This window comes from Mariprofundus ferrinatatus, from assembly GCF_002795825.1.
Classification (GTDB): domain Bacteria; phylum Pseudomonadota; class Zetaproteobacteria; order Mariprofundales; family Mariprofundaceae; genus Mariprofundus; species Mariprofundus ferrinatatus.
Map to the genome: position 1 here is coordinate 1,505,927 of NZ_CP018800.1, position 18,205 is coordinate 1,524,131.

Annotated in this window: 19 protein-coding genes; 1 reads left to right on the forward strand and 18 read right to left on the reverse strand. The window is 52.3% G+C overall.

Annotated elements, in window-relative coordinates; genetic code table 11:
• Positions 1 to 107: 107 nt before the first annotated feature.
• A complete protein-coding gene (gene mtgA, locus Ga0123462_RS07255; RefSeq protein WP_232726399.1) occupies positions 108 to 866 on the forward strand; it encodes a monofunctional biosynthetic peptidoglycan transglycosylase in 759 nt (252 codons plus the stop codon).
• A gap of 250 nt (positions 867 to 1,116) precedes the next feature.
• On the opposite strand, the gene lpxB is transcribed toward mtgA, so the two are convergent.
• The 18 genes from lpxB to Ga0123462_RS07345 all read right to left on the reverse strand — a co-directional run bounded on the left by lpxB (position 1,117) and on the right by Ga0123462_RS07345 (position 18,190).
• Positions 1,117 to 2,241, reverse strand: a complete 1,125-nt coding sequence (lpxB, locus tag Ga0123462_RS07260; RefSeq protein ID WP_100265695.1) for a lipid-A-disaccharide synthase — start codon at positions 2,239 to 2,241, stop codon at positions 1,117 to 1,119.
• A 30-nt stretch (positions 2,242 to 2,271) separates the two neighbouring features.
• Entirely contained in the window at positions 2,272 to 3,078 is an 807-nt protein-coding gene (locus Ga0123462_RS07265) for an LpxI family protein (RefSeq protein ID WP_100265696.1), read from the reverse strand.
• 15 nt (positions 3,079 to 3,093) lie between these two features.
• Positions 3,094 to 3,897 carry an acyl-ACP--UDP-N-acetylglucosamine O-acyltransferase gene (lpxA, locus tag Ga0123462_RS07270; protein WP_100265697.1) on the reverse strand — a complete coding sequence of 268 codons (804 nt, stop codon included), beginning with the start codon at positions 3,895 to 3,897 and terminating at the stop codon, positions 3,094 to 3,096.
• The gene (gene fabZ / locus Ga0123462_RS07275; protein ID WP_100265698.1) at positions 3,894 to 4,340 is read right to left on the reverse strand and encodes a 3-hydroxyacyl-ACP dehydratase FabZ; all 447 of its coding nucleotides are present in this window, start codon (positions 4,338 to 4,340) and stop codon (positions 3,894 to 3,896) included. The genes lpxA and fabZ overlap by 4 nt, the downstream gene beginning before the upstream one ends.
• 44 nt (positions 4,341 to 4,384) lie before the next feature.
• Complete coding sequence (gene lpxD / locus Ga0123462_RS07280) at positions 4,385 to 5,392, reverse strand: UDP-3-O-(3-hydroxymyristoyl)glucosamine N-acyltransferase (protein WP_100265699.1); 1,008 nt, start codon at positions 5,390 to 5,392, stop codon at positions 4,385 to 4,387.
• A gap of 9 nt (positions 5,393 to 5,401) precedes the next feature.
• Positions 5,402 to 5,926, reverse strand: coding sequence for an OmpH/Skp family outer membrane protein (locus tag Ga0123462_RS07285; RefSeq protein WP_100265700.1), 525 nt, complete (start codon positions 5,924 to 5,926; stop codon positions 5,402 to 5,404).
• Between the two features lie 31 nt (positions 5,927 to 5,957).
• Positions 5,958 to 8,303, reverse strand: a complete 2,346-nt coding sequence (gene bamA / locus Ga0123462_RS07290; RefSeq protein WP_100265701.1) for an outer membrane protein assembly factor BamA — start codon at positions 8,301 to 8,303, stop codon at positions 5,958 to 5,960.
• 1 nt (position 8,304) lies between these two features.
• The gene (gene rseP, locus Ga0123462_RS07295) at positions 8,305 to 9,651 is read right to left on the reverse strand and encodes an RIP metalloprotease RseP (protein WP_100265702.1); all 1,347 of its coding nucleotides are present in this window, start codon (positions 9,649 to 9,651) and stop codon (positions 8,305 to 8,307) included.
• Positions 9,651 to 10,793, reverse strand: a complete 1,143-nt coding sequence (dxr, locus tag Ga0123462_RS07300) for a 1-deoxy-D-xylulose-5-phosphate reductoisomerase (RefSeq protein WP_100266538.1) — start codon at positions 10,791 to 10,793, stop codon at positions 9,651 to 9,653. The genes rseP and dxr overlap by 1 nt, the downstream gene beginning before the upstream one ends.
• Complete coding sequence (locus Ga0123462_RS07305) at positions 10,790 to 11,569, reverse strand: phosphatidate cytidylyltransferase (RefSeq protein ID WP_100265703.1); 780 nt, start codon at positions 11,567 to 11,569, stop codon at positions 10,790 to 10,792. Before Ga0123462_RS07305 ends, dxr begins: the two co-directional genes overlap by 4 nt.
• A complete protein-coding gene (uppS, locus tag Ga0123462_RS07310) occupies positions 11,569 to 12,318 on the reverse strand; it encodes a polyprenyl diphosphate synthase (RefSeq protein WP_100265704.1) in 750 nt (249 codons plus the stop codon). The genes Ga0123462_RS07305 and uppS overlap by 1 nt, the downstream gene beginning before the upstream one ends.
• Complete coding sequence (gene frr / locus Ga0123462_RS07315) at positions 12,318 to 12,863, reverse strand: ribosome recycling factor (protein ID WP_100265705.1); 546 nt, start codon at positions 12,861 to 12,863, stop codon at positions 12,318 to 12,320. Before frr ends, uppS begins: the two co-directional genes overlap by 1 nt.
• A 2-nt stretch (positions 12,864 to 12,865) precedes the next feature.
• Positions 12,866 to 13,609, reverse strand: a complete 744-nt coding sequence (gene pyrH, locus Ga0123462_RS07320) for a UMP kinase (protein ID WP_100266539.1) — start codon at positions 13,607 to 13,609, stop codon at positions 12,866 to 12,868.
• A 6-nt stretch (positions 13,610 to 13,615) separates the two neighbouring features.
• A complete protein-coding gene (gene tsf / locus Ga0123462_RS07325; RefSeq protein WP_100265706.1) occupies positions 13,616 to 14,485 on the reverse strand; it encodes a translation elongation factor Ts in 870 nt (289 codons plus the stop codon).
• Between the two features lie 27 nt (positions 14,486 to 14,512).
• Positions 14,513 to 15,301 (reverse strand): 30S ribosomal protein S2, encoded by a 789-nt coding sequence (gene rpsB / locus Ga0123462_RS07330; protein WP_100265707.1) that lies wholly within the window; start codon positions 15,299 to 15,301, stop codon positions 14,513 to 14,515.
• Between the two features lie 300 nt (positions 15,302 to 15,601).
• Entirely contained in the window at positions 15,602 to 16,216 is a 615-nt protein-coding gene (locus tag Ga0123462_RS07335) for a pentapeptide repeat-containing protein (protein WP_100265708.1), read from the reverse strand.
• A gap of 92 nt (positions 16,217 to 16,308) precedes the next feature.
• Positions 16,309 to 16,842, reverse strand: a complete 534-nt coding sequence (locus Ga0123462_RS07340; protein ID WP_100265709.1) for a hypothetical protein — start codon at positions 16,840 to 16,842, stop codon at positions 16,309 to 16,311.
• 112 nt (positions 16,843 to 16,954) lie between these two features.
• On the reverse strand, positions 16,955 to 18,190 hold the full coding sequence (locus Ga0123462_RS07345) for a DNA polymerase IV (RefSeq protein ID WP_100265710.1): 1,236 nt from the start codon (positions 18,188 to 18,190) through the stop codon (positions 16,955 to 16,957).
• Positions 18,191 to 18,205: the final 15 nt, after the last annotated feature.

Below are 18,205 nucleotides of genomic sequence, written 5' to 3' on the forward strand. Positions count from 1 at the left end.
CCCATTCCCTGCACAATCCTGGGGCCGGCATTTAGCCGGCCCTCTTTTTTTCGTTGTGATATAACGTACAGAGACAGAGCACTCCTCATTGAATAGTTTACAACAGAATGTATAACTCTCCAGCCATGCCGGATCAGATAAAATACAGGAAACCTGCCAAGCGCCCCCGCTTTGACCGGCTACGGCGCTGGATCAGGGGGGCTTTACTGGCGCTGGCCTTGGTTGTGATCATCTGGCACCTCTGGGTGCTTGCACAGCTGCTGCAATGGCGCAGTGAATATCCTGAGATGAGTGCATTTATGCAGCAATCGCTTGAAGTGCTGCAAGAAAAGAATCCCAATGCAAAACTCTCGCATATGCCTGTTCCCTACAGCCGTATCTCGCATAACCTGAAACGTGCGGTAATTGCCGCCGAGGATGCCACCTTCGTCGAGCACAGCGGTTTTGACTGGGAGGGAATCCAGAATGCGCTTGAGAAAAACATCGAAAAGGGACGTTTTGCCGCCGGGGGATCCACCATCAGTCAGCAGCTGGCCAAGAATCTTTTCCTGTCCGGTGATCGTTCGCTGCTGCGCAAAGGTGAGGAGGCGATCATTACAGTGATGATTGAGACAACACTCTCCAAGCATCGCATTTTAGAACTCTACCTCAACTATGCAGAGTGGGGCCGCGGTATCTACGGCGCCGAAGCTGCGGCACGCCACCACTTCGGAATACCTGCCTCAATGCTTTCGTCATGGCAGGCTGCCCGATTGGCAGCGATCCTGCCCAACCCGCGTTTCTACGACAGGCGCAGCACTGACTGGATCGACAGGAAAATCGAGATAATCCAGGAGCGCATGGCGAAGGTACGAATCCCCCGCTGAGGAACCCGGAAGCTGTTTAATTCCTATCATCATTCACACTGGCTCTGGTGTGACCCATGACAATCTCGTGCGCGGGCAAACTACGGAGATGTTCTTCTGTCCAGTGGTATTGATGCCCTACCCCCTTGGGCACAACGTATTATTCGAATTCTTGCGATCAATACGTTTGCCTGATCCGGCCACAATACCCACTCCCACTGGCTACGACTGCAACCAGAAAATCAAATGGACGAAAAAATACGAGGGGTAATCAGAGCAGCTCTTCTACCATTTCCACCACACCTGAAGCGGCCTGTTTATCGCCTAAAATGCGCCGAAGTTCGGAGAACTCTTCACGCTGCTTTCGGGCAGCCTCCTCATGGCACAGGAGTGGCATAAGCTCGGCCATGATGTTATCGACCGTGCAATGCTCCTGAATCAATTCAGGCATCACAAAACGGTCACCAAGAATGATGTTGGCAAGGCCTGCGCACTGCAGGCTGACCAGTTTTCGCGCCAGAAACACCATCAGGGGTGATCCGCGGTAAACCAGTACGGTGGGGGTATTCCAGAGCGCAAGCTCAAGCGTTGCCGTGCCCGACACGGCAACCGCAGCATCTGCCCGCATCGCATATCCATCGGCTGTACGATCGATCTGCTTTGCACCCAGTTTCAGTAATGGTTCCAGGACGGCCTTGTCGACTCCGGGAGCAACAGGAACCACGCATGCAAGGTCGGGGGCTTCACCTCGAACACGCTGCAGCAACTCTGCCAGAATCGGCACGTGCGCCCTGAGCTCCTGCGGCCGGCTTCCCGGGAGCAACGCCAGCAGCGATTGCTTCTCACCCACCTCCAGCCTCTCTCTTAATTCAGCGGCTGACCAGCCATCCGCACAACCTGCCGCACTTGGATTTCCGACATAGGCAGCATGCTCGATGCCGTGCTTTTGAAACCACTCAGGCTCGAAGGGCAGGATACAGGCCAGTCGATCCTGCGATCTTTTCAGCTTCCTGACCCGCCAACCGCCCCATGCCCATAACTTGGGGGCGATGAAGTGCAATACAGGAATACCTAGCGCACGTATCTTTCGCCCCAGTCGCATATGAAAGCTAGAAAAGTCCACAAGGATGGCGACGTCCGGCCTCTCATTTGAGCACCAGTCGAGAACAGAGCGTTCAATCTCCTTGATTCTGGAGAGAGAGCGGAGCACATCGGCAAGCCCCATCACATTGAGTTCGCTCATGTGGCGTACCGGCAAACACCCTTCGTCGACCATCTGGCTGCCTGCAATACCATGAATGGTTGAATCAGGAAAACGGGCCTTCAGCTCTTTCACCACGGTTGCAGCATGCAGGTCACCTGAGGTTTCGCCAGCACTGATAAAGAAGCGAGTCATCAGATCAAACCCGCACAGAAATTGAGAAGATTAATCTTCTGAATAACCATAGACAGAAATACCGTACTGCCCCGCCAGTTCGAAGAAGCGCTGCCGCTCGATCATCAGTGTTTTTCCTGCTTCAACAGCAAGAAGGTTGCATCCCGATGCTTTCATCGTTTCAAGCGTATCCGGACCGACTGCAGGAACATCGAAGCGAAGATCCTGATCAGGTTTTGCCACCTTGATCACCGCGGCCTCTCCACTCCCGAGTGAACCACCGCGCTTGATCGATTCATCCGTGCCTTCAATCGCCTCGACAGCAAGAACCGCCTGATTCTGAACAATAATGGTCTGACCGATATCCAAACCCGCAATACCCTTGGCCTGCGCAAAACCGAATTCGATGTCGGCCATGCGCTTTTTTGCCACCGGACCAGCCAGGTGGCCACTGCCAGCCAGCATCTCTCCGGCATAAAGGGTCTGATCGATGAGGGTAAGTCCACCCTCTTGCAGAAGGTCAGCTATGGCATTAAGAATGGAGTCATCGCGCCTGTCTTTCAGCCGCATCAACCCCTTCATGGCGGTCAAATCAGGTCTGAAATTGCGAAACAGGTGGAGCTTGCGCACCTTGCCGGCCATTACCACCTGCTCGACACCGGCTCGCTTAAAGGCCTTGATCATGCCACCAATCTGACCGACATGAAGCCAGCAGGTTGAGGCGGTAAGTTTCTCAATCTCAGGAAATGTCTCTTCACGTGCCGCAACCGTATGAACCTCAAAACCGGCATTGGTCAGTGCCCTGGCCAATTCCAGCGGAAAGTGGCCATATCCGGCGATGAGTCCGATCCTGTTCATGACGGTAAGGCTTGTTTAGTCCGACTCGCGACCGTGAGTCATCAGTCCACGTTTGGCACTGCGCACAAACTCGATAATCTCGCGTGCGACATCATCCCCCTCCTGCAACAGGGCTTCGGCCTCGGCAAGCCGTTCATCCCGCTTGCCACTCTCCTGCAGCAGGATACGGTAAATCTCTTTCAGCCGGCCCACCTGACTGGCATTGAACCCTTTGCGTTTAAGGCCAACCAGATTCAGACCAGATAGCCCGGCTCTATATCCGCCGGCCAGCAGACAGTAAGGAGCAACATCCTTGGTAACGCCGCTCATGCCGCCGATCATGGCAAGCTTTCCGATTCGAACAAACTGCTGAATTGCGGAAAGACCACCGATGATGGCCTGATCATCTACCTCGACATGACCGGCAAGAGTTGCACAGTTCGCCAGCACGATGTTGTTGCCAAGAATACAGTCATGGGCGATATGGGTATAAGCCATCAGCAGGTTATTGTTGCCAATCCGGGTCACCATGCCGCCCCCTTCAGTGCCGGCATTGATCGTTACATTTTCACGAATCTGGTTGTTATCGCCGATAATTACCTCTGAAGGCTCACCGTGATATTTAAGGTCCTGGGGAATCTGGCCTATGGATGAGAAGGGAAATACACGGTTACCCTCTCCCATTGTAGTGTTGCCGGTAACGACAGCGTGACTCATCAGTTCACAATTATTACCAATCTTTACATTGGCACCAACTATGGAATATGGGCCGATGCTTACTCCATCTCCGATCTCCGCTCCGGCATCGACGATCGCGGTAGGATGAATTTGCGGACTCATGCGCTCTCTTGCGGCACCAATGTAGCCGTCAGATCACCTTCGCAAACAAGTTTGCCATCGACAAATGCCTCACCACGAAGTTTCCACATAAAGCCGCGTCGCCTGAGACAGGTCAGCTCAAAAATCACCTGATCGCCAGGACGAACCGGTTTGCGGAATCGAACGCCATCTATGCCTGTGAAATAGACCAGGTAATCACGATCATCCTCTACAGACTGAAATGCCAGCATGCCGCCGGCCTGCGCCATCGCCTCGACAAGAAGGACTCCAGGCATCACCGGATGCGTTGGAAAATGGCCCGTAAATTGTGGTTCATTGATCGTTACATTCTTCAGAGCACGAATGCTTTTCTCCTTCTCAAAGTCGAGAATGCGGTCGATCAGCAGAAACGGATAACGATGAGGCAAATACTGCATAATCTCGTCAATGTTAAATTCCGGCATGTTACTCTCCATAAACAATGTATTACTGATTCCCGCCAATGGGGTTATTTCTGTTGTGCCTTCCACATATCCGGCAGTTTCATCATCAGTGCTGAAACCTTCAGCCAGAGTCGGTGTGGAATTGCCGGGGTTCCGGCATAGACGCCGCCCGCATCAAGATCTCCTATCACACCACTTTGTCCGGCAAGCTTGCATCCGTCACCAATCACAAGATGGCCGGCTGTACCGCTCTGACCTCCGAACTGGCATCCTTTCCCGATCTTTGTAGAGCCGGAGATACCTACCTGACTGGCCATCACGGTATAGGCCCCGACCCTCACGTTGTGCGCAATCTGAACCATGTTATCAAGCTTAACGCCGCGCTCGATCACGGTGTCGCCTATGGCACCGCGGTCCACTGTCGCATTGGCACCGATCTCAACATCATCTTCAATAATTACCCGCCCCACCTGCGGTATTTTCAGAAACCGTTTGCCTGCCCAGGCATACCCGAAACCATCCGCCCCTACTGTGGCTCCGGGCTGTAGAATCACCTCGTTCCCAAGCACACAGTTATGCGCAATCACGCTGTTGGCATGGAGGATGCAGATACTTCCTATGCGGCTGTTTTCACCGATAACGCAACCCGGCCCGACAATTGTTCCGGAGCCAATTGTCACATTCGCCCCAATCACTGCCAAGGGGCCAACATCCACATCATCCGCCAATTTTGCAGAACCATCGATAACTGCCGATGCATGGCGCTGACCTGATGCAATAGCCCTCGGATAAAAGAACCGCTGCAGCTTGGCGAATGCAAGATACGGATCATCGACAATAATGCTTCCCAGGCCATCGGGTGCAGCCGCTGCATCCGAAATCAGCACCGCCGCTGCCGATGTGCTCTCCAGTTCACTTTTGTAGCGCTGGTTGGCCAGAAACGAAACCTCACCCTCTCCTGCATCCGCAAGGGTATTAACGCCAGTGATTCGAAGCTCAGGCTTCTCACAGGCAGGGCCACCTAGCTTGCCGCCGACAATACCGGCAACTTCACCGAGGGTAATTGATTTCAAACGATGCTCTTACTTTTCTGCATCAAGGAGCTTGGTGATATCAGCGGTGATATCATGCTTCGGATTGATGTAGAGGGTTACTGGTTTGGCAATGATCATGTCGAAGCCACCCTTTTTTCCATAGCTGCCGACAACTTTTTCAAACTTAGATCCAATGCTCATCTGAAGACGATTCTGTTCTGCCTGAAGTGCTTCCTGAGCATCCTGCTGCTTGCGCTGAAAATCCGTACGCATTGCTTTCAGCTCCTGCTGCTTCTGTGCCAGGCGGTCAGGAGACATGGCCATCGACTGCCCCAGAAGATCTTTTTCCTGCTGGCTTATCTTTCCACCCAGTGCCTGCAACTCCTTGACCTTCTGATCCTGCAAAGCCTGCAAGCGCTTCATTCCCCGTTGATGGTCAGCTGTGTTTTCCATTGCGCTTTTGACATCGATATAACCAATCTTCAAGCCTTCTGCCTGCACCGCTGAAATGCCTACAAATGAGACAGCCACCATCGATAACAGCAATGATCGAATTCCTATCTTCTTATTCATTTAAACAACTCCTTTCCAACCATTTCTTCTACTAGTATGACGTTCCTAATACAAATTCAAAACTTCTTTCGACATCTCCGGCAACCTTACGGATCGGATAGGCCCAGATTACACCAATAGGTCCGATGGGTGACATCCACTCAAAGCCAAACCCTGCCGAATATCTGACTCGTGATAAAGACAGTGCCTCTGTCACACTCACTGTAGTTCCGCCGACAGTTGCATTAACAGCGCCCCAAACTGTTCCCGCATCCGCAAAAACAACAGCACGAACCCCTGTCGTATCAATAAACGGAATCGGAAAGAAAACATTAAGCGATGCGGATACTTGTTTATCACCACCTACGGGTTCTTTGGTTACAGGGTCACGCAGAGATACGCCAAGGGTGTCAAAACCTCTCAAACTTCCGACGCCACCCATGGAGTAGCGCCGGTATAGGGGAGTATCCATATTTGAATAACCGCTTATCATGGATGCTGAGAGGTTGGGATTGAAAGTTATGACATTTTTGTCGCCAAATGAAAAATAAGATTTGCTTTCAAAAGCCGCCTCATAAAACTTCTCATTACCACCAAGACCAGCGACGCTGAATGTCAACTGGTCATAATAACCTTCGGTAGTTGCAATCATTCTATCCCTGCTATCCCAAGTCAGACGCTGGGTCAATTCACCCGTGGTCTGTTTACCCTGCTGAGCCAGAACGAATAATGAAGTTACCTGGGCTGCATTCGCGATGGTCAGGTTAGTTTGATTGTACTGATAATTGAGCCCGTAAGAAACATAACTTGAGATGGGCACTCCCAACCCTAATCCGACACCCTTTTTAGTCGTTCGATAGTTAGTCGTTGCTATAGGATCAGTAGCAGTATGGCTCGCATTGATTGAACCACTGATATTATCAGCGAACAGATAAGGGTCTGTCAGGTTTGCGGTAACATTCTTGGTAATACGTCCATATTCACCATTCAAGCTTGCCTTATAGCCTTTCCCGAACAGGTTGGTTTCATTTACTTTCGCGTTAAAAATCACCTTCTCTTGCTGTGAATAGCCAATACCCCCGGAGATTGAACCGGTTCTTCTCTCCTTCACATCCACCTTCATCGTAGCCTTGCCAGCTGTATTGCCTTTTGCAATAGAGGTGCGCACATCTTCAACCAGACCCGAACGCATCACATCTTCTTTACTCTGTTGTATCTGCGAACCGGAATAACGCTCCCCTTCCGATTGTTGCACCAGCCTGCGAATAACAGCGTCCTCGGTTTTCTCATTACCCTGGATTTCGATCCTCTCAACGTAAACCTCGGCACCTTTTTCAATGTCGAAATTTATCGCAACTGTTCGCTCATCCAGCTTGCGGTTCATCAAAGGGGTTACTGTCGCAAAGGCATAGCCTTCATCATTGACCCTCTCGGTCAGTGCCTGAAGCGTAGCCTGCATGTCAGAATGATCGTAGGTGTCACCAGCCTCTACTTCCAAGAGATCAATCAGCGCATCTCTATCTGGGACCAGATCACCCTGAACATCCACGCCCGACACCGTGTACTGATTACCTTCATGAACATTAAAGGTAAGATTGAAGGCCTTTTTATCCGGAGTCATGCTGATCTGTTGAGACTCGATCTGAAAATCGAGATAACCATTGTTCAGGTAAAACTGCCGCAGCATTTCAGCATCTGCACCAAAGCGCTTCTGATCAAAGACGTCTTTATCAGAAAACCAGCTGGCCAGATTTGATTCGCTCGAAAAAATCTCACCTTTCAACGTATCATCGCTGAATATCTCGTTGCCAACAAAGCGGATACGTTCAATGTGCGTAACTTCTCCCTCGTGTATTTTAACCAGCAGATCAACACGACCATCGTTTCTCGGGGTGGCGATAAACTTTACATCAACCTGGTAATATCCATCCTTAAGGTAGCCCTTGCGAAAGGTGTTCAGATCTGACTGTTGATTCGACGGGCTGAACATCTGGCCGGGTTTCAGTTTCATGCGTAACTGCAAATCCTTGCTCGTATGCTCCTCGTTACCCTCAAATTCAAGTGAAGCGATTAGCGGATATTCAGTCACATGGCAAACCAGATGAATGCCCTTCTCTACCCTGGTACCAGTAAAACGCACATCGGAGAAAAAACCGGACCTGTGGAGGGTACGAACATCCCGGCTCAACTGTTTGCGGCTAAGCTCCTGTCCCTCCTTGCTTCCCATCTTGGAAAGCACCATCTCTTTTTCGACAAAGCGGTTACCCTCAACTTCAATGGAGAGAATTTGAGAAACCACTGGCTGAGCAGCTGCTTCAGCTGTGGCAGGTGGTGTAGCAGCTGAAATCAGCGACAGCACTATCCCCATACTCAGCAGTAATTGTCTTAAGCGAAACATATTATCCCCTGAACAGGCGCGACAGATCGTTATAAAATGCAAATACCATCAACGTAACGATCAGTGCCAGCCCAATCACCTGCGTAATTTCCATAAAACGTGGTGACAGCTGCCTGCCCCTCAATTTCTCCAATCCCAGATAAACCAGAAGACCACCATCCAGAATAGGGATTGGCAACAAATTCAGCACCCCGAGATTCACTGAAATCAATGCCAGAAAACTCATGAAATAGACCAGACCCAGATCAGCGGTCTTTCCCGCCAGCTGGGCAATGGCTATCGGCCCCCCGAGATTATCCGGTGAAATCGCCGATGTCACCATTTTGCCAAACACCCCAAGGGTTAGCACCGTCATCTCCCAGGTTCTGACAAAACCGTACTGAACCCCTTCAAAAACACCCATGCGGTAGATCTCAGTCCCATGCAGCGACTGTGATGCCAGGCGTACGCCCAGTCGCCCCTGTTGATCCTCATCTGCAACCGGTATAACAGTCAGGCTCAGCGTAGTTCTGTCACGCTTTACCACCATGCTCAGATTTTCATCGGCGTGCCTCTGCACCTGGGCAATAAACTGATTCACATTGCCTATCGTGTATCCGTTCACCTGCTCAATAATATCGCCTTTCTTCAGCCCGGCGCGCTCTGCCGCAGATGACGGCATCACCTCTTCAATCGAAACAGTGAGGCCGGGGTTGAAACCGAGCACTTCGTCAGCCACGTCTATCAGCAGGGCATCCTTTTCCTGAACAGGCAGTGACAGGGAAAGCGAAAGAGGCCTCTCGTCGCGATCCACATGCAGGGTGGCTGAATCGCCAACATAACCCTTCAGCAACTCTTCCATCTGCTGCCAGGAGTTCACCTCACGCTCTCCCACCTGTACAATGCGGTCTCCAACCTGAAGCCCTGCCTGCTCGGCAATCGAAGCGGGTGCAACATAACCTATGGTCGGGGGAAGCACTGCCTGTCCAAGCCAGGCGACAATCATATATGCAACGATGGCAAACAGAAAATTATATACAGGCCCCGCTGCAGCAACAGCTGCACGTTTCCAAACCGGCTGGTTATTGAAAGCTCTGATCCTGTCAGCTTCACTCAGTTGCTGATCCTTCTCATCGGGATTCTCACCGAGCATTTTCACGTAACCGCCGAGAGGAATAGCCGCGATAACATACAACACCTCTCCGTCGCGGCTGCGCCAAGAAAAGAGTGCAGGACCGAATCCGATGGAGAACTTCTCCACTTTAATCCCAAGCCTGCGGGCTACAGAAAAGTGGCCGTATTCATGCACGGCGATCAGCAGAGCGATCGCCACGACAAAGGCCAAAGTTGTATGCAGAATTTCCGGCATCAGGATATCACCTCGTTGGCCAGATCCCTGGCATGCTCATCATGCAACCATACATCGCTCAACTGCCCTACGGGGACATTTTCCACCTGCGAGAGCACCTTTTCGACAGTCATCACAATATCAGTAAATCCGATGCGTCGCTCGCGGAAAGCTGCATTGGCCACCTCGTTGGCAGCGTTGAATGCAATGGAAAGCGAATCCTCACCCTGCATGACATCTTTCACCAGTCGCATAGCCGGAAAACGTGTACTGTCCACAGCCTGGAAATGCAGCGCTCCTGTTTTTGCCATATCGAGCCACGCAATACCGGTTGAAAGTCTCGGTTCAGCCTGCATCGCATAGGCAATCGGCATACGCATATCAGGCATCGCCAACTGCGCCAGCACCGAACCGTCATGATACTCTACCATGGCATGGATGATGCTCTCAGGATGAATGATGGCAGAGAGCTTTTCGGCAGGAAGATCAAACAACCAATGCGCTTCGATCAGCTCCAGCGCTTTGTTCATCATGGTCGCTGAATCGACACTGATCTTTGCTCCCATATCCCAGTTCGGATGGGCAATCGCCTCTTCCGGCGTCACATTACGAAGCGAGGCTGGATCACGATCCCTGAACGGACCTCCCGATGCAGTCAGAATTACCTGTGTAACCGAACCATGGTCATGCCCATGCATACACTGATGTACAGCAGCATGCTCTGAATCCACTGGCACTACCTCGGCACCCGAGGCGCGCGCAGCCTGCATGAATATTCTGCCGGCAGTAACCAGACACTCCTTATTGGCAAGCCCGACCCGTTTTCCGGCCTTTACCGCTGCAAGCGTAGCCGGCAACCCGGCAGATCCGACCATGGCGGCCATCACCATATCTGTCTCAGAGGCTGCAGCGAGCTCTGTTGCTGCAGCCATACCCGCTTCAAGTCGGACACCTGCAGGAAGTCGCCCTTGCAGCTCCAAGGCAGCACTTTCATCAGTCATAACAACCCATTCGGGCCTGAGTTGTTCAGCAAGCTGAAGCATCTTCCCATGATTGCGATGTCCTACGAGTGCATGGGCGGAGAACTTATCGGGATGCTGCAGCATCACATCGGCTGTACTGCAGCCGATGGAACCCGTGGCACCGAGCAACGTTATCTTCACACCATCACCCCCCACAGCAGCCACGCCACCGGCACAGCCATGATAATGGCATCAATTCGATCAAGAATACCGCCATGGCCCGGCAACCAGCGCCCACTATCTTTGACGCCGACCAAACGTTTCACCGCTGACTCTGAAAGGTCGCCAAGTGCGCCTGAAAATACCGTGATAATAGCAAGCATCAAAGCCAACCCAAATGGAAGAACACCCCATGCCAGCCAGCACACCACTGCCACAGGCACAGCGAAAAGCACCCCTCCTGCCAGCCCCTCTATCGATTTTCCCGGACTGATTGCAGGACAGAGTTTGCGCCTGCCAATTGCGCGCCCAACAAAATACGCCGCTATATCAGAAGCCCAGACTGCGAGACAGGCACCAATCACCAGCCCCTGGCCCATCTCTGAACCGTGCGTTGAAGCAACGGCAAGGGCAAACAGATATATCCAGGAGAAGAGCCAGATAAAGGCGAAAAAGCTGCCGAAAGAGGCCTCGTGTTCCCGGGATGTCATAACGAACAGGCCGAACCAGAAGATTGCCGCCAGAAGAAGCCAGGTGACCTGCGGCGACTCCAGAAAGGCAATCCAGAGAGGCAAAGAGGAAACCATATAGATCATCGAACCTCTTAATTTCATCATCAGGATCAGCTCGCAGGTAGCCCCCCACCCGATCAGTACCAGTACAGTTTCAAACCATGGTGACGGCAGCCTGAAATACCAGACCCAGACAAGGGCAACCAGCACCAGGGCTGTAATGATGCGCTTATTCAGTTCACTCATCAGCTAACCTGCTCGCTGGTCTTGCCATAGCGCCGCTCGCGCTCTGCATAATCATCCAAGGCAACTTTCAGATCCTGTTTGGTAAACTCCGGCCAGAACACGTCACTGAAGTAGAGCTCTGCATATGCCGCATCCCAGAGGTGAAAGTTGGAGATGCGGCGCTCTCCACCGGTCCGGATCAACAGGTCTAGCTCATTCAGATCATGCCTCCAGAGCAGAGAGCGGAACTTTTCCGGGGTAAGTTCTGCAAGGGCCGATTCAGTGTCGCTCTGTTCACCAATCCATCGAACAGCCTGTTTAACACCGGCAACAATCTCCTGCTGACCGCCATAATTAAGGCAAAGAACCAGATCCATCCCATCATTTCCTTCGGTCTCGACAGAAGCCTTCTCTACCGCACGTCTGGCACTGGCAGGGAGTGGCGAAACGTCGCCCAGAACCCTGAAGCGGACACCATTCTCCATCATGTCAGGAACACTTTTCGGCAGCATTATCGCAAGCAGGCTCATAAGCCCGCGCACTTCGAGTTTTGGTCTGTTCCAGTTTTCAGTTGAAAAGGCAAACAGGGAGAGCTGGCGAACACCCAGTTCTTTTGCCCACTTTACGACGCTACGGGCAACTTCGGCACCCTTCTGGTGTCCCTCCAGGCGAGGCTTGCCGTGCGCCTTAGCCCATCGTCCATTGCCATCCATGACAATACCGACATGGTATGGAATGCCAGGCTTGGCCGCCTGTTTTGATGAAGACATCAGACAGTCAGGATTTCAGTTTCTTTATGCTCGATAATCTCGTCAACTTCAGCGATAAACCTGTCGGTAATCTTCTGAATCTGATCCTGCAAACGTTTGCTCTCGTCTTCAGGAAGCCCCTCATCCTTCACCTGATGCTTCACTTCATCATTGGCATCACGACGGATATTGCGAATGGACACCTTGGACTTTTCACCCGCGGCTTTCACCTGCTTCACCAAATCCCGGCGTCGATCCTCGGTGAGCTCTGGAAGCACAAGACGCACAACTTCACCATCACTGGTGGGGTTCAGGCCGAGGTCAGATTTAAGAATGGCCTTCTCGATATCAGCAATCAGGTTCTTTTCCCATGGCGTAATCATCAACATACGCGGCTCGGGCACGGAAAGGTTTCCCACCTGATTGATTGGAACTTCAGACCCGTAATAGGAGACCCGAACATGATCGAGCAGAGCCGCATTGGCTCGTCCCGTCCGGATCGTTGCCAGATCCGACTTCAGCGCAGCAATGGATTTCTGCATTCTGTTTTCGACATCTTTAAACATGCTCACCCCTCCTGAACCAGTGTGCCGACAGGCTCACCGGACACGGCTTTCAGCATCTGACCCGGTGTAGTCACATCAAACACCACAATCGGCATATGATTGTCACGGCAGAGTGACATGGCTGTAGCATCCATGACTCCCAGACGCTTGGTCAGCGCTTCAGTAAATGTAAGTGTTTCATAACGTATGGCATCAGGGTTCTTGGCCGGATCGGATGTGTAAACACCATCCACCTTGGTTCCCTTGATCACTGCATCGGCCTGAATCTCCATGGCGCGAAGACTGGCAGCTGTATCTGTTGTGAAATAGGGATTACCTGTGCCTGCAGCAAAGATCAAAATACGCCCTTTCTCAAGATGGCGTACAGCACGGCGCCGGATATAGGGTTCGGCTATTTCCCTGATATGCAGGGCGGAAATCACTCGCACAGTTGCACCATTGCGTTCGATTGCATCCTGCAGGGCGATAGAGTTCATGACCGTAGCCAGCATGCCCATGTAATCGGCACTGGCGCGATCCATTCCAGAGGCGGTGCCGCTCATGCCCCGAAAAATGTTGCCACCACCGATTACGATGGCCAGTTCAACACCGGCGTTTTGTACCTCGATTATCTCTCTGGCCAGCCGGTTTATGGTTTCGGGATCAACACCGTATGAGGTCTCCCCCATTAATACTTCGCCGGAAAGCTTGAGCAGCACCCGCTTATAGGGGCGCTGCTCACTGCTTTCGAGACGAACATCACTCATCTGCAATCAACCGCCCTGAATCTGAGCAGCAACTTCTGCAGCGAAATCTTCCTCTTTCCGCTCGATGCCTTCACCAAGCGCAAAACGAGTCATGGCGGTTACTGTTACATTACCCAGCGCCTTGCCGACTTTCTGGTCCGTATCCATAACAAAATCCTGCTCAAGCAGGCAGATGTCAGAGTAGAACTTGTTCAGCTGACCGGTCACGATCTTGTCTACGATCGCTTCAGGCTTGCCACTGGCAATAGCACGCTCGGAAAGCACCGCACGCTCACGCTCTACGGTATCCGCATCAACATCGCCGCGGGCGATGAATAGCGGATTGGCAGCGGCCACATGCATGGCAATACCACGAGCCAGATCGGTATCAACATCACCATCGAAACCGACAAGCACGCCGATCTTTCCGGCGCCATGCACATAGGAGGCCACGCCACTTGCTTCAGTGCGCTCAAAACGACGGATACTCATATTCTCGCCAATAGTCGCAATCAGCTGCGAAAGCGCCTGTTCAACAGTGTGTTCCCCGTCGAAGTCCATAGCCTTCAGCGCATCAACATCGGCAGGGTTCTGCTTGATGATCAGCTCGGCAACAGCATTTGCAAATCCAACAAATTTCTCGTTCTTACTTACGAAATCGGTCTCGGCATTTACTTCCAGTACAACACCGACATTGCCTTCGGATACGGATACAACAACGCCCTCTGCTGCTACGCGCCCGGCTTTCTTGGATGCGGCACCCAGTCCCTTCTTGCGAAGAAGATCAACCGCTGCATCGAAATCACCACCGGTTTCAGTCAATGCTTTTTTGCAATCCATCATGCCTGCGCCGCTCGTTTCACGCAGTTTTTTTACATCTGCGGCCGTAATGCTCATTCTATATTCTCCGTAATCTCAATATTATTAAGCTTCGGCTGCAGGCTCGGCTGCAACGTCTGCTTCAACTTCTTCACTGCCTGCAGCCATCGCCTCAACGATGTCGGCGCCATCTTCACTGTTCTCAAGTGTCCATGCTTCGGCACCTTCCAGAAGCGCGTCAGCAATCTTGCTGCAGAAGAGGCGAACAGCACGAATGGCATCATCGTTACCAGGAACAACATAATCGATACCGGATGGGTCGCAGTTGGTATCCACGACAGCGACAACCGGGATACCCAGTTTCTGGGCCTCTTTCACAGCCAGGTCCTCTTTGCGCACATCAACCACAAACAGACAGTCAGGAAGCTCAACCATATCCTTGATACCGCCGAGTGAACGCTCCAGCTTATCCAGTGCGCGCTGCATCTGCAGGGCCTCTTTCTTGGTCAGCAGCTCAAACACGCCCTCTTCCTTCTGGCGCTGAAGATCTTTCATCTTGCGAACAGACTGCTGAACAGTTGAGAAGTTGGTCAGCGTACCACCCAACCAACGGTGATTTACATAAAACTGACCGGCACGCAGTGACTCCTCTTTAACCGCATCGCGGGCCTGACGCTTGGTGCCAACGAACAGCACACGACCACCGGCAGCTGCCAGCGCGTTCATAAATGAGTAGGCCTCATTGGCCAGACGCAGAGTTTTCTGCAGATCGATAATGTGAATGCCGTTACGCTGACCGAAAATATACGGTGCCATTTTTGGGTTCCAACGGCGGGTCTGGTGACCGAAGTGCACACCTGCTTCAAGCAGCTGCTTCATAGTAAACTGAGACATTTAAGTCCTCCGATTGTTATTATCCTCCACCGCCTCTCACCCTTCCGGGCACAATGGAAATGACGGTGTGCGAATTTGCCCCTTCGAGCGGGCGCGCTTTCTAACGAAAAGCCGGTGAAATAGCAAGCGTGCTTTCAATTATTTGAGGACACCGGAGATGGGTAACGGTGAGTAGAAAGCAGATTGAAAGCGCCAAAATAGCGTTATGCGCTCAGCTTCTCATGCAGGAGATGGATGCATGCAACTGCAAGCAGCTCTTGTTTGTCGTGAATAGCGCCTACTACTGCACTGGTAGTGTGATTAATCGAGGTAAGCGGTCTTACCAGCAATAAATGCGCGCTTGAGTGCCCATTTGCGTATCTTGGCACCTTGACGGTTGGCCTTGGTCAGGTTGGCCCTTTTCAGACTTGCGCCGCGCAGGTCAGCATTCGTCAGGTTCGACCAGGAGAGGTCGGTCTCATACAGCACCGCACCGCGAAGGTCAGCACCCTCAAGGTTGCACCCCTGCATATTTGCATAGGTGATTTTGGCATATCGCAGATCCTCACCGGACAGGTTCATGCCTGAGAGGTCGACACCGTCCAATGTCCAGCCACTGCGTACGCGGGAAATCAGGCGATCACGATCAATACGCATACCCTTCTGATTCACATTGATCATCTCGGCACCATCGAGGTTCGCTCCGGTGATGTCAGAGCCGCTCATATCAGAGCCGCCAAAATCACAGTGGCCCAGATCAGCTCCGGAGAAGTTTACGTTCTTCAACGTGGCTCCATTGAACTTTGAACCGTGAAGGTTGGCACCGGAGAGATCGGCTCCTGAAAGGTCCTGACCCGAAAAATCGAGGCCGGCAAGATCGGATCCTGCAAGGCTTTTCCCCTCTTTAATCTGCGCAATCACATCTACAACGCCCATAATCCCCTCCTGATCAGCGGCCTGAAATGGTAGAAGAAGAGCGCCAAAGCGCAAGCGATAATCTTTGCCGACGCTTTAGCAGGAAAAGGTGCTTAGAAATTGAGATCGATAGGCCCGACCCTGATACTGGTTGGCGACCTGAACGTGATGCGCACACCCTTGGTAGGCCCGATCGCCTGCAGCTCTTTACTGATGCTCACGGGTTTCTTCACATCCTGAGCCTGACGATTAAACACCCTGACCCACTTGCCCTTAACCGTCTGCACTTCAAGATTCACCCAACCATCGCCTATGCTCTTATCGCCAGTAGTAGCCTTGTGAAGGACGATTGATTTGAGGGTGACCGGCCAGTCAAGATAGATGCGTACCCACCCTTCCCGGTAGGCCTCGGATTCGGTTACATCCTCCACCCACCCAAGCATGGTGCTTGGCTCATTGATATTCTCGAAGAAACTTCTGCTTCCGCCATTGAATTCGTGTTTATCATCCTTCGTGGCCTGGGAACCGTCGCTACGCACCACTTTGTGGGTGACCGATGTAATGCCCGCATATGCTGTATCTATACATGCTGCATTCAGTCCGAGCATCAGAAATGTGGAGAGTGATACAAACAATAATTTATGCATAGGAGACCTCCTGTAAGCCTATGTTCAGCGGCCTTACACCTGATTATAACACCTCTGTAACAGTTTGCAGGTTTGATATGTTGTTATCCGTCGCCATTGAGCAAGCTTCGCGTTAACCAGCCATAATCAGCGGATAGTGAAAGCGCGGTCGGTTTTTCCTCCCTTTCACCATCTGAATGGCGGCGAGAGAGACTGTGGAATCACCATACTTCTTATTGATACGGTTGACCGTCAGCATCAGATCAAGCTGACGGGTATCCTCTTTCGAGAAACCGAAGAGGTCGGGCGTGGCCGAAGCTGCGTGGCTGATATGGGTCGCCACCACACCGCAGCCGCGATAGCTCTCCCCTGCCCGGAACAGTTTAGCAAACCCCGTTTTCACCGCCGCCATAATCCGCCGCAGACTGCCGGTTTCAATCTCGAGCCGGATATCGGCTCCATTGCGCTCGAATGTTGCCAGCGTCAGAAAGACATGGATGTGACGGGTCAGCAGGTGCTTGGCAACAAGCTCAGATACCAGTCGCATCGTGTGATAGCTCAGGTGTGCACTCACAATCTCGCGCGAGGTTGTCAGCTGCCCTATCGAGGCGGTGCGGGCGACACTTTTCGGCAACGGCGGTTCTGTTTCCACGCCTGTGACTGAAATTCCGCAAAGCTCCCGTTTCAGGGCCAGACCATGCCGCCCCAACAGACGGGTCATCATGCCATCCTCAACACATGTGAACTGTAGTGCAGTATGAACACCGAACTTGCGCAACAGCGCTGTACGGTTTCTGCCGATGCCGGGAATTTCAGCAACTGCAATATCGGCGAGAAAGCGTTCGATACGCTTCCCGGGTATCACCGTCGTACCATTCGGCTTGTTCGACTCAGATGCCATCTTGGCCAGCGTACGCGTCACGCTGACACCAACCGAGGCGGTAATGCCCGTTTCGCGGACAATAGCAAGCCGAATGTCGTCGGCAAGCTGGCGGAACGATTTTCGCCACAGTGTGCGAATACCGTTCATCTCCATAAACCCCTCATCAATCGAGTAAACTTCGACCTCGGGGCTGTAGCGTCGCAGGATGGCAAACATCTTATCGGAAATCTGGCCGTAGTAGCGGAAATCGGCGGCAAGGTATTCGGCATGAGGGGCAAGCTTTTTCGCCTCCCATACCGGCATGCCGGTGGTGATTCCGAGCGCCTTGGCATCGTAACTCTTGGCGACTACGATCGCATTCTGGCTCGACAACACACAGATCGGCCTCCCCTTCAGATCGGGTCGGCGCGCCATCTCGCAGGAGGCATAAAAGGCATCGCAATCGATATGCGCAATCGCATTGGGCCAGTTGCTGACCATTGTCATGTTTCCACCAACCCG

Coding starts and splice junctions, on each gene's coding strand:
- lpxA (WP_100265697.1), bottom strand. CDS start 3,897: ATGAGTCCGCAAATTCATCCTACCGCGATCGTCGATGCCGGAGCGGAG.
- pyrH (WP_100266539.1), bottom strand. CDS start 13,609: ATGAGTGATGTTCGTCTCGAAAGCAGTGAGCAGCGCCCCTATAAGCGG.
- Ga0123462_RS07345 (WP_100265710.1), bottom strand. CDS start 18,190: ATGACAATGGTCAGCAACTGGCCCAATGCGATTGCGCATATCGATTGC.
- Ga0123462_RS07265 (WP_100265696.1), bottom strand. CDS start 3,078: ATGAACAGGATCGGACTCATCGCCGGATATGGCCACTTTCCGCTGGAA.
- frr (WP_100265705.1), bottom strand. CDS start 12,863: ATGTTTAAAGATGTCGAAAACAGAATGCAGAAATCCATTGCTGCGCTG.
- Ga0123462_RS07335 (WP_100265708.1), bottom strand. CDS start 16,216: ATGGGCGTTGTAGATGTGATTGCGCAGATTAAAGAGGGGAAAAGCCTT.
- mtgA (WP_232726399.1), top strand. CDS start 108: ATGTATAACTCTCCAGCCATGCCGGATCAGATAAAATACAGGAAACCT.
- uppS (WP_100265704.1), bottom strand. CDS start 12,318: ATGTCTTCATCAAAACAGGCGGCCAAGCCTGGCATTCCATACCATGTC.
- bamA (WP_100265701.1), bottom strand. CDS start 8,303: ATGTTTCGCTTAAGACAATTACTGCTGAGTATGGGGATAGTGCTGTCG.
- Ga0123462_RS07340 (WP_100265709.1), bottom strand. CDS start 16,842: ATGCATAAATTATTGTTTGTATCACTCTCCACATTTCTGATGCTCGGA.
- rseP (WP_100265702.1), bottom strand. CDS start 9,651: ATGCCGGAAATTCTGCATACAACTTTGGCCTTTGTCGTGGCGATCGCT.
- rpsB (WP_100265707.1), bottom strand. CDS start 15,301: ATGTCTCAGTTTACTATGAAGCAGCTGCTTGAAGCAGGTGTGCACTTC.
- lpxB (WP_100265695.1), bottom strand. CDS start 2,241: ATGACTCGCTTCTTTATCAGTGCTGGCGAAACCTCAGGTGACCTGCAT.
- fabZ (WP_100265698.1), bottom strand. CDS start 4,340: ATGCCGGAATTTAACATTGACGAGATTATGCAGTATTTGCCTCATCGT.
- tsf (WP_100265706.1), bottom strand. CDS start 14,485: ATGAGCATTACGGCCGCAGATGTAAAAAAACTGCGTGAAACGAGCGGC.
- Ga0123462_RS07305 (WP_100265703.1), bottom strand. CDS start 11,569: ATGAGTGAACTGAATAAGCGCATCATTACAGCCCTGGTGCTGGTTGCC.
- Ga0123462_RS07285 (WP_100265700.1), bottom strand. CDS start 5,926: ATGAATAAGAAGATAGGAATTCGATCATTGCTGTTATCGATGGTGGCT.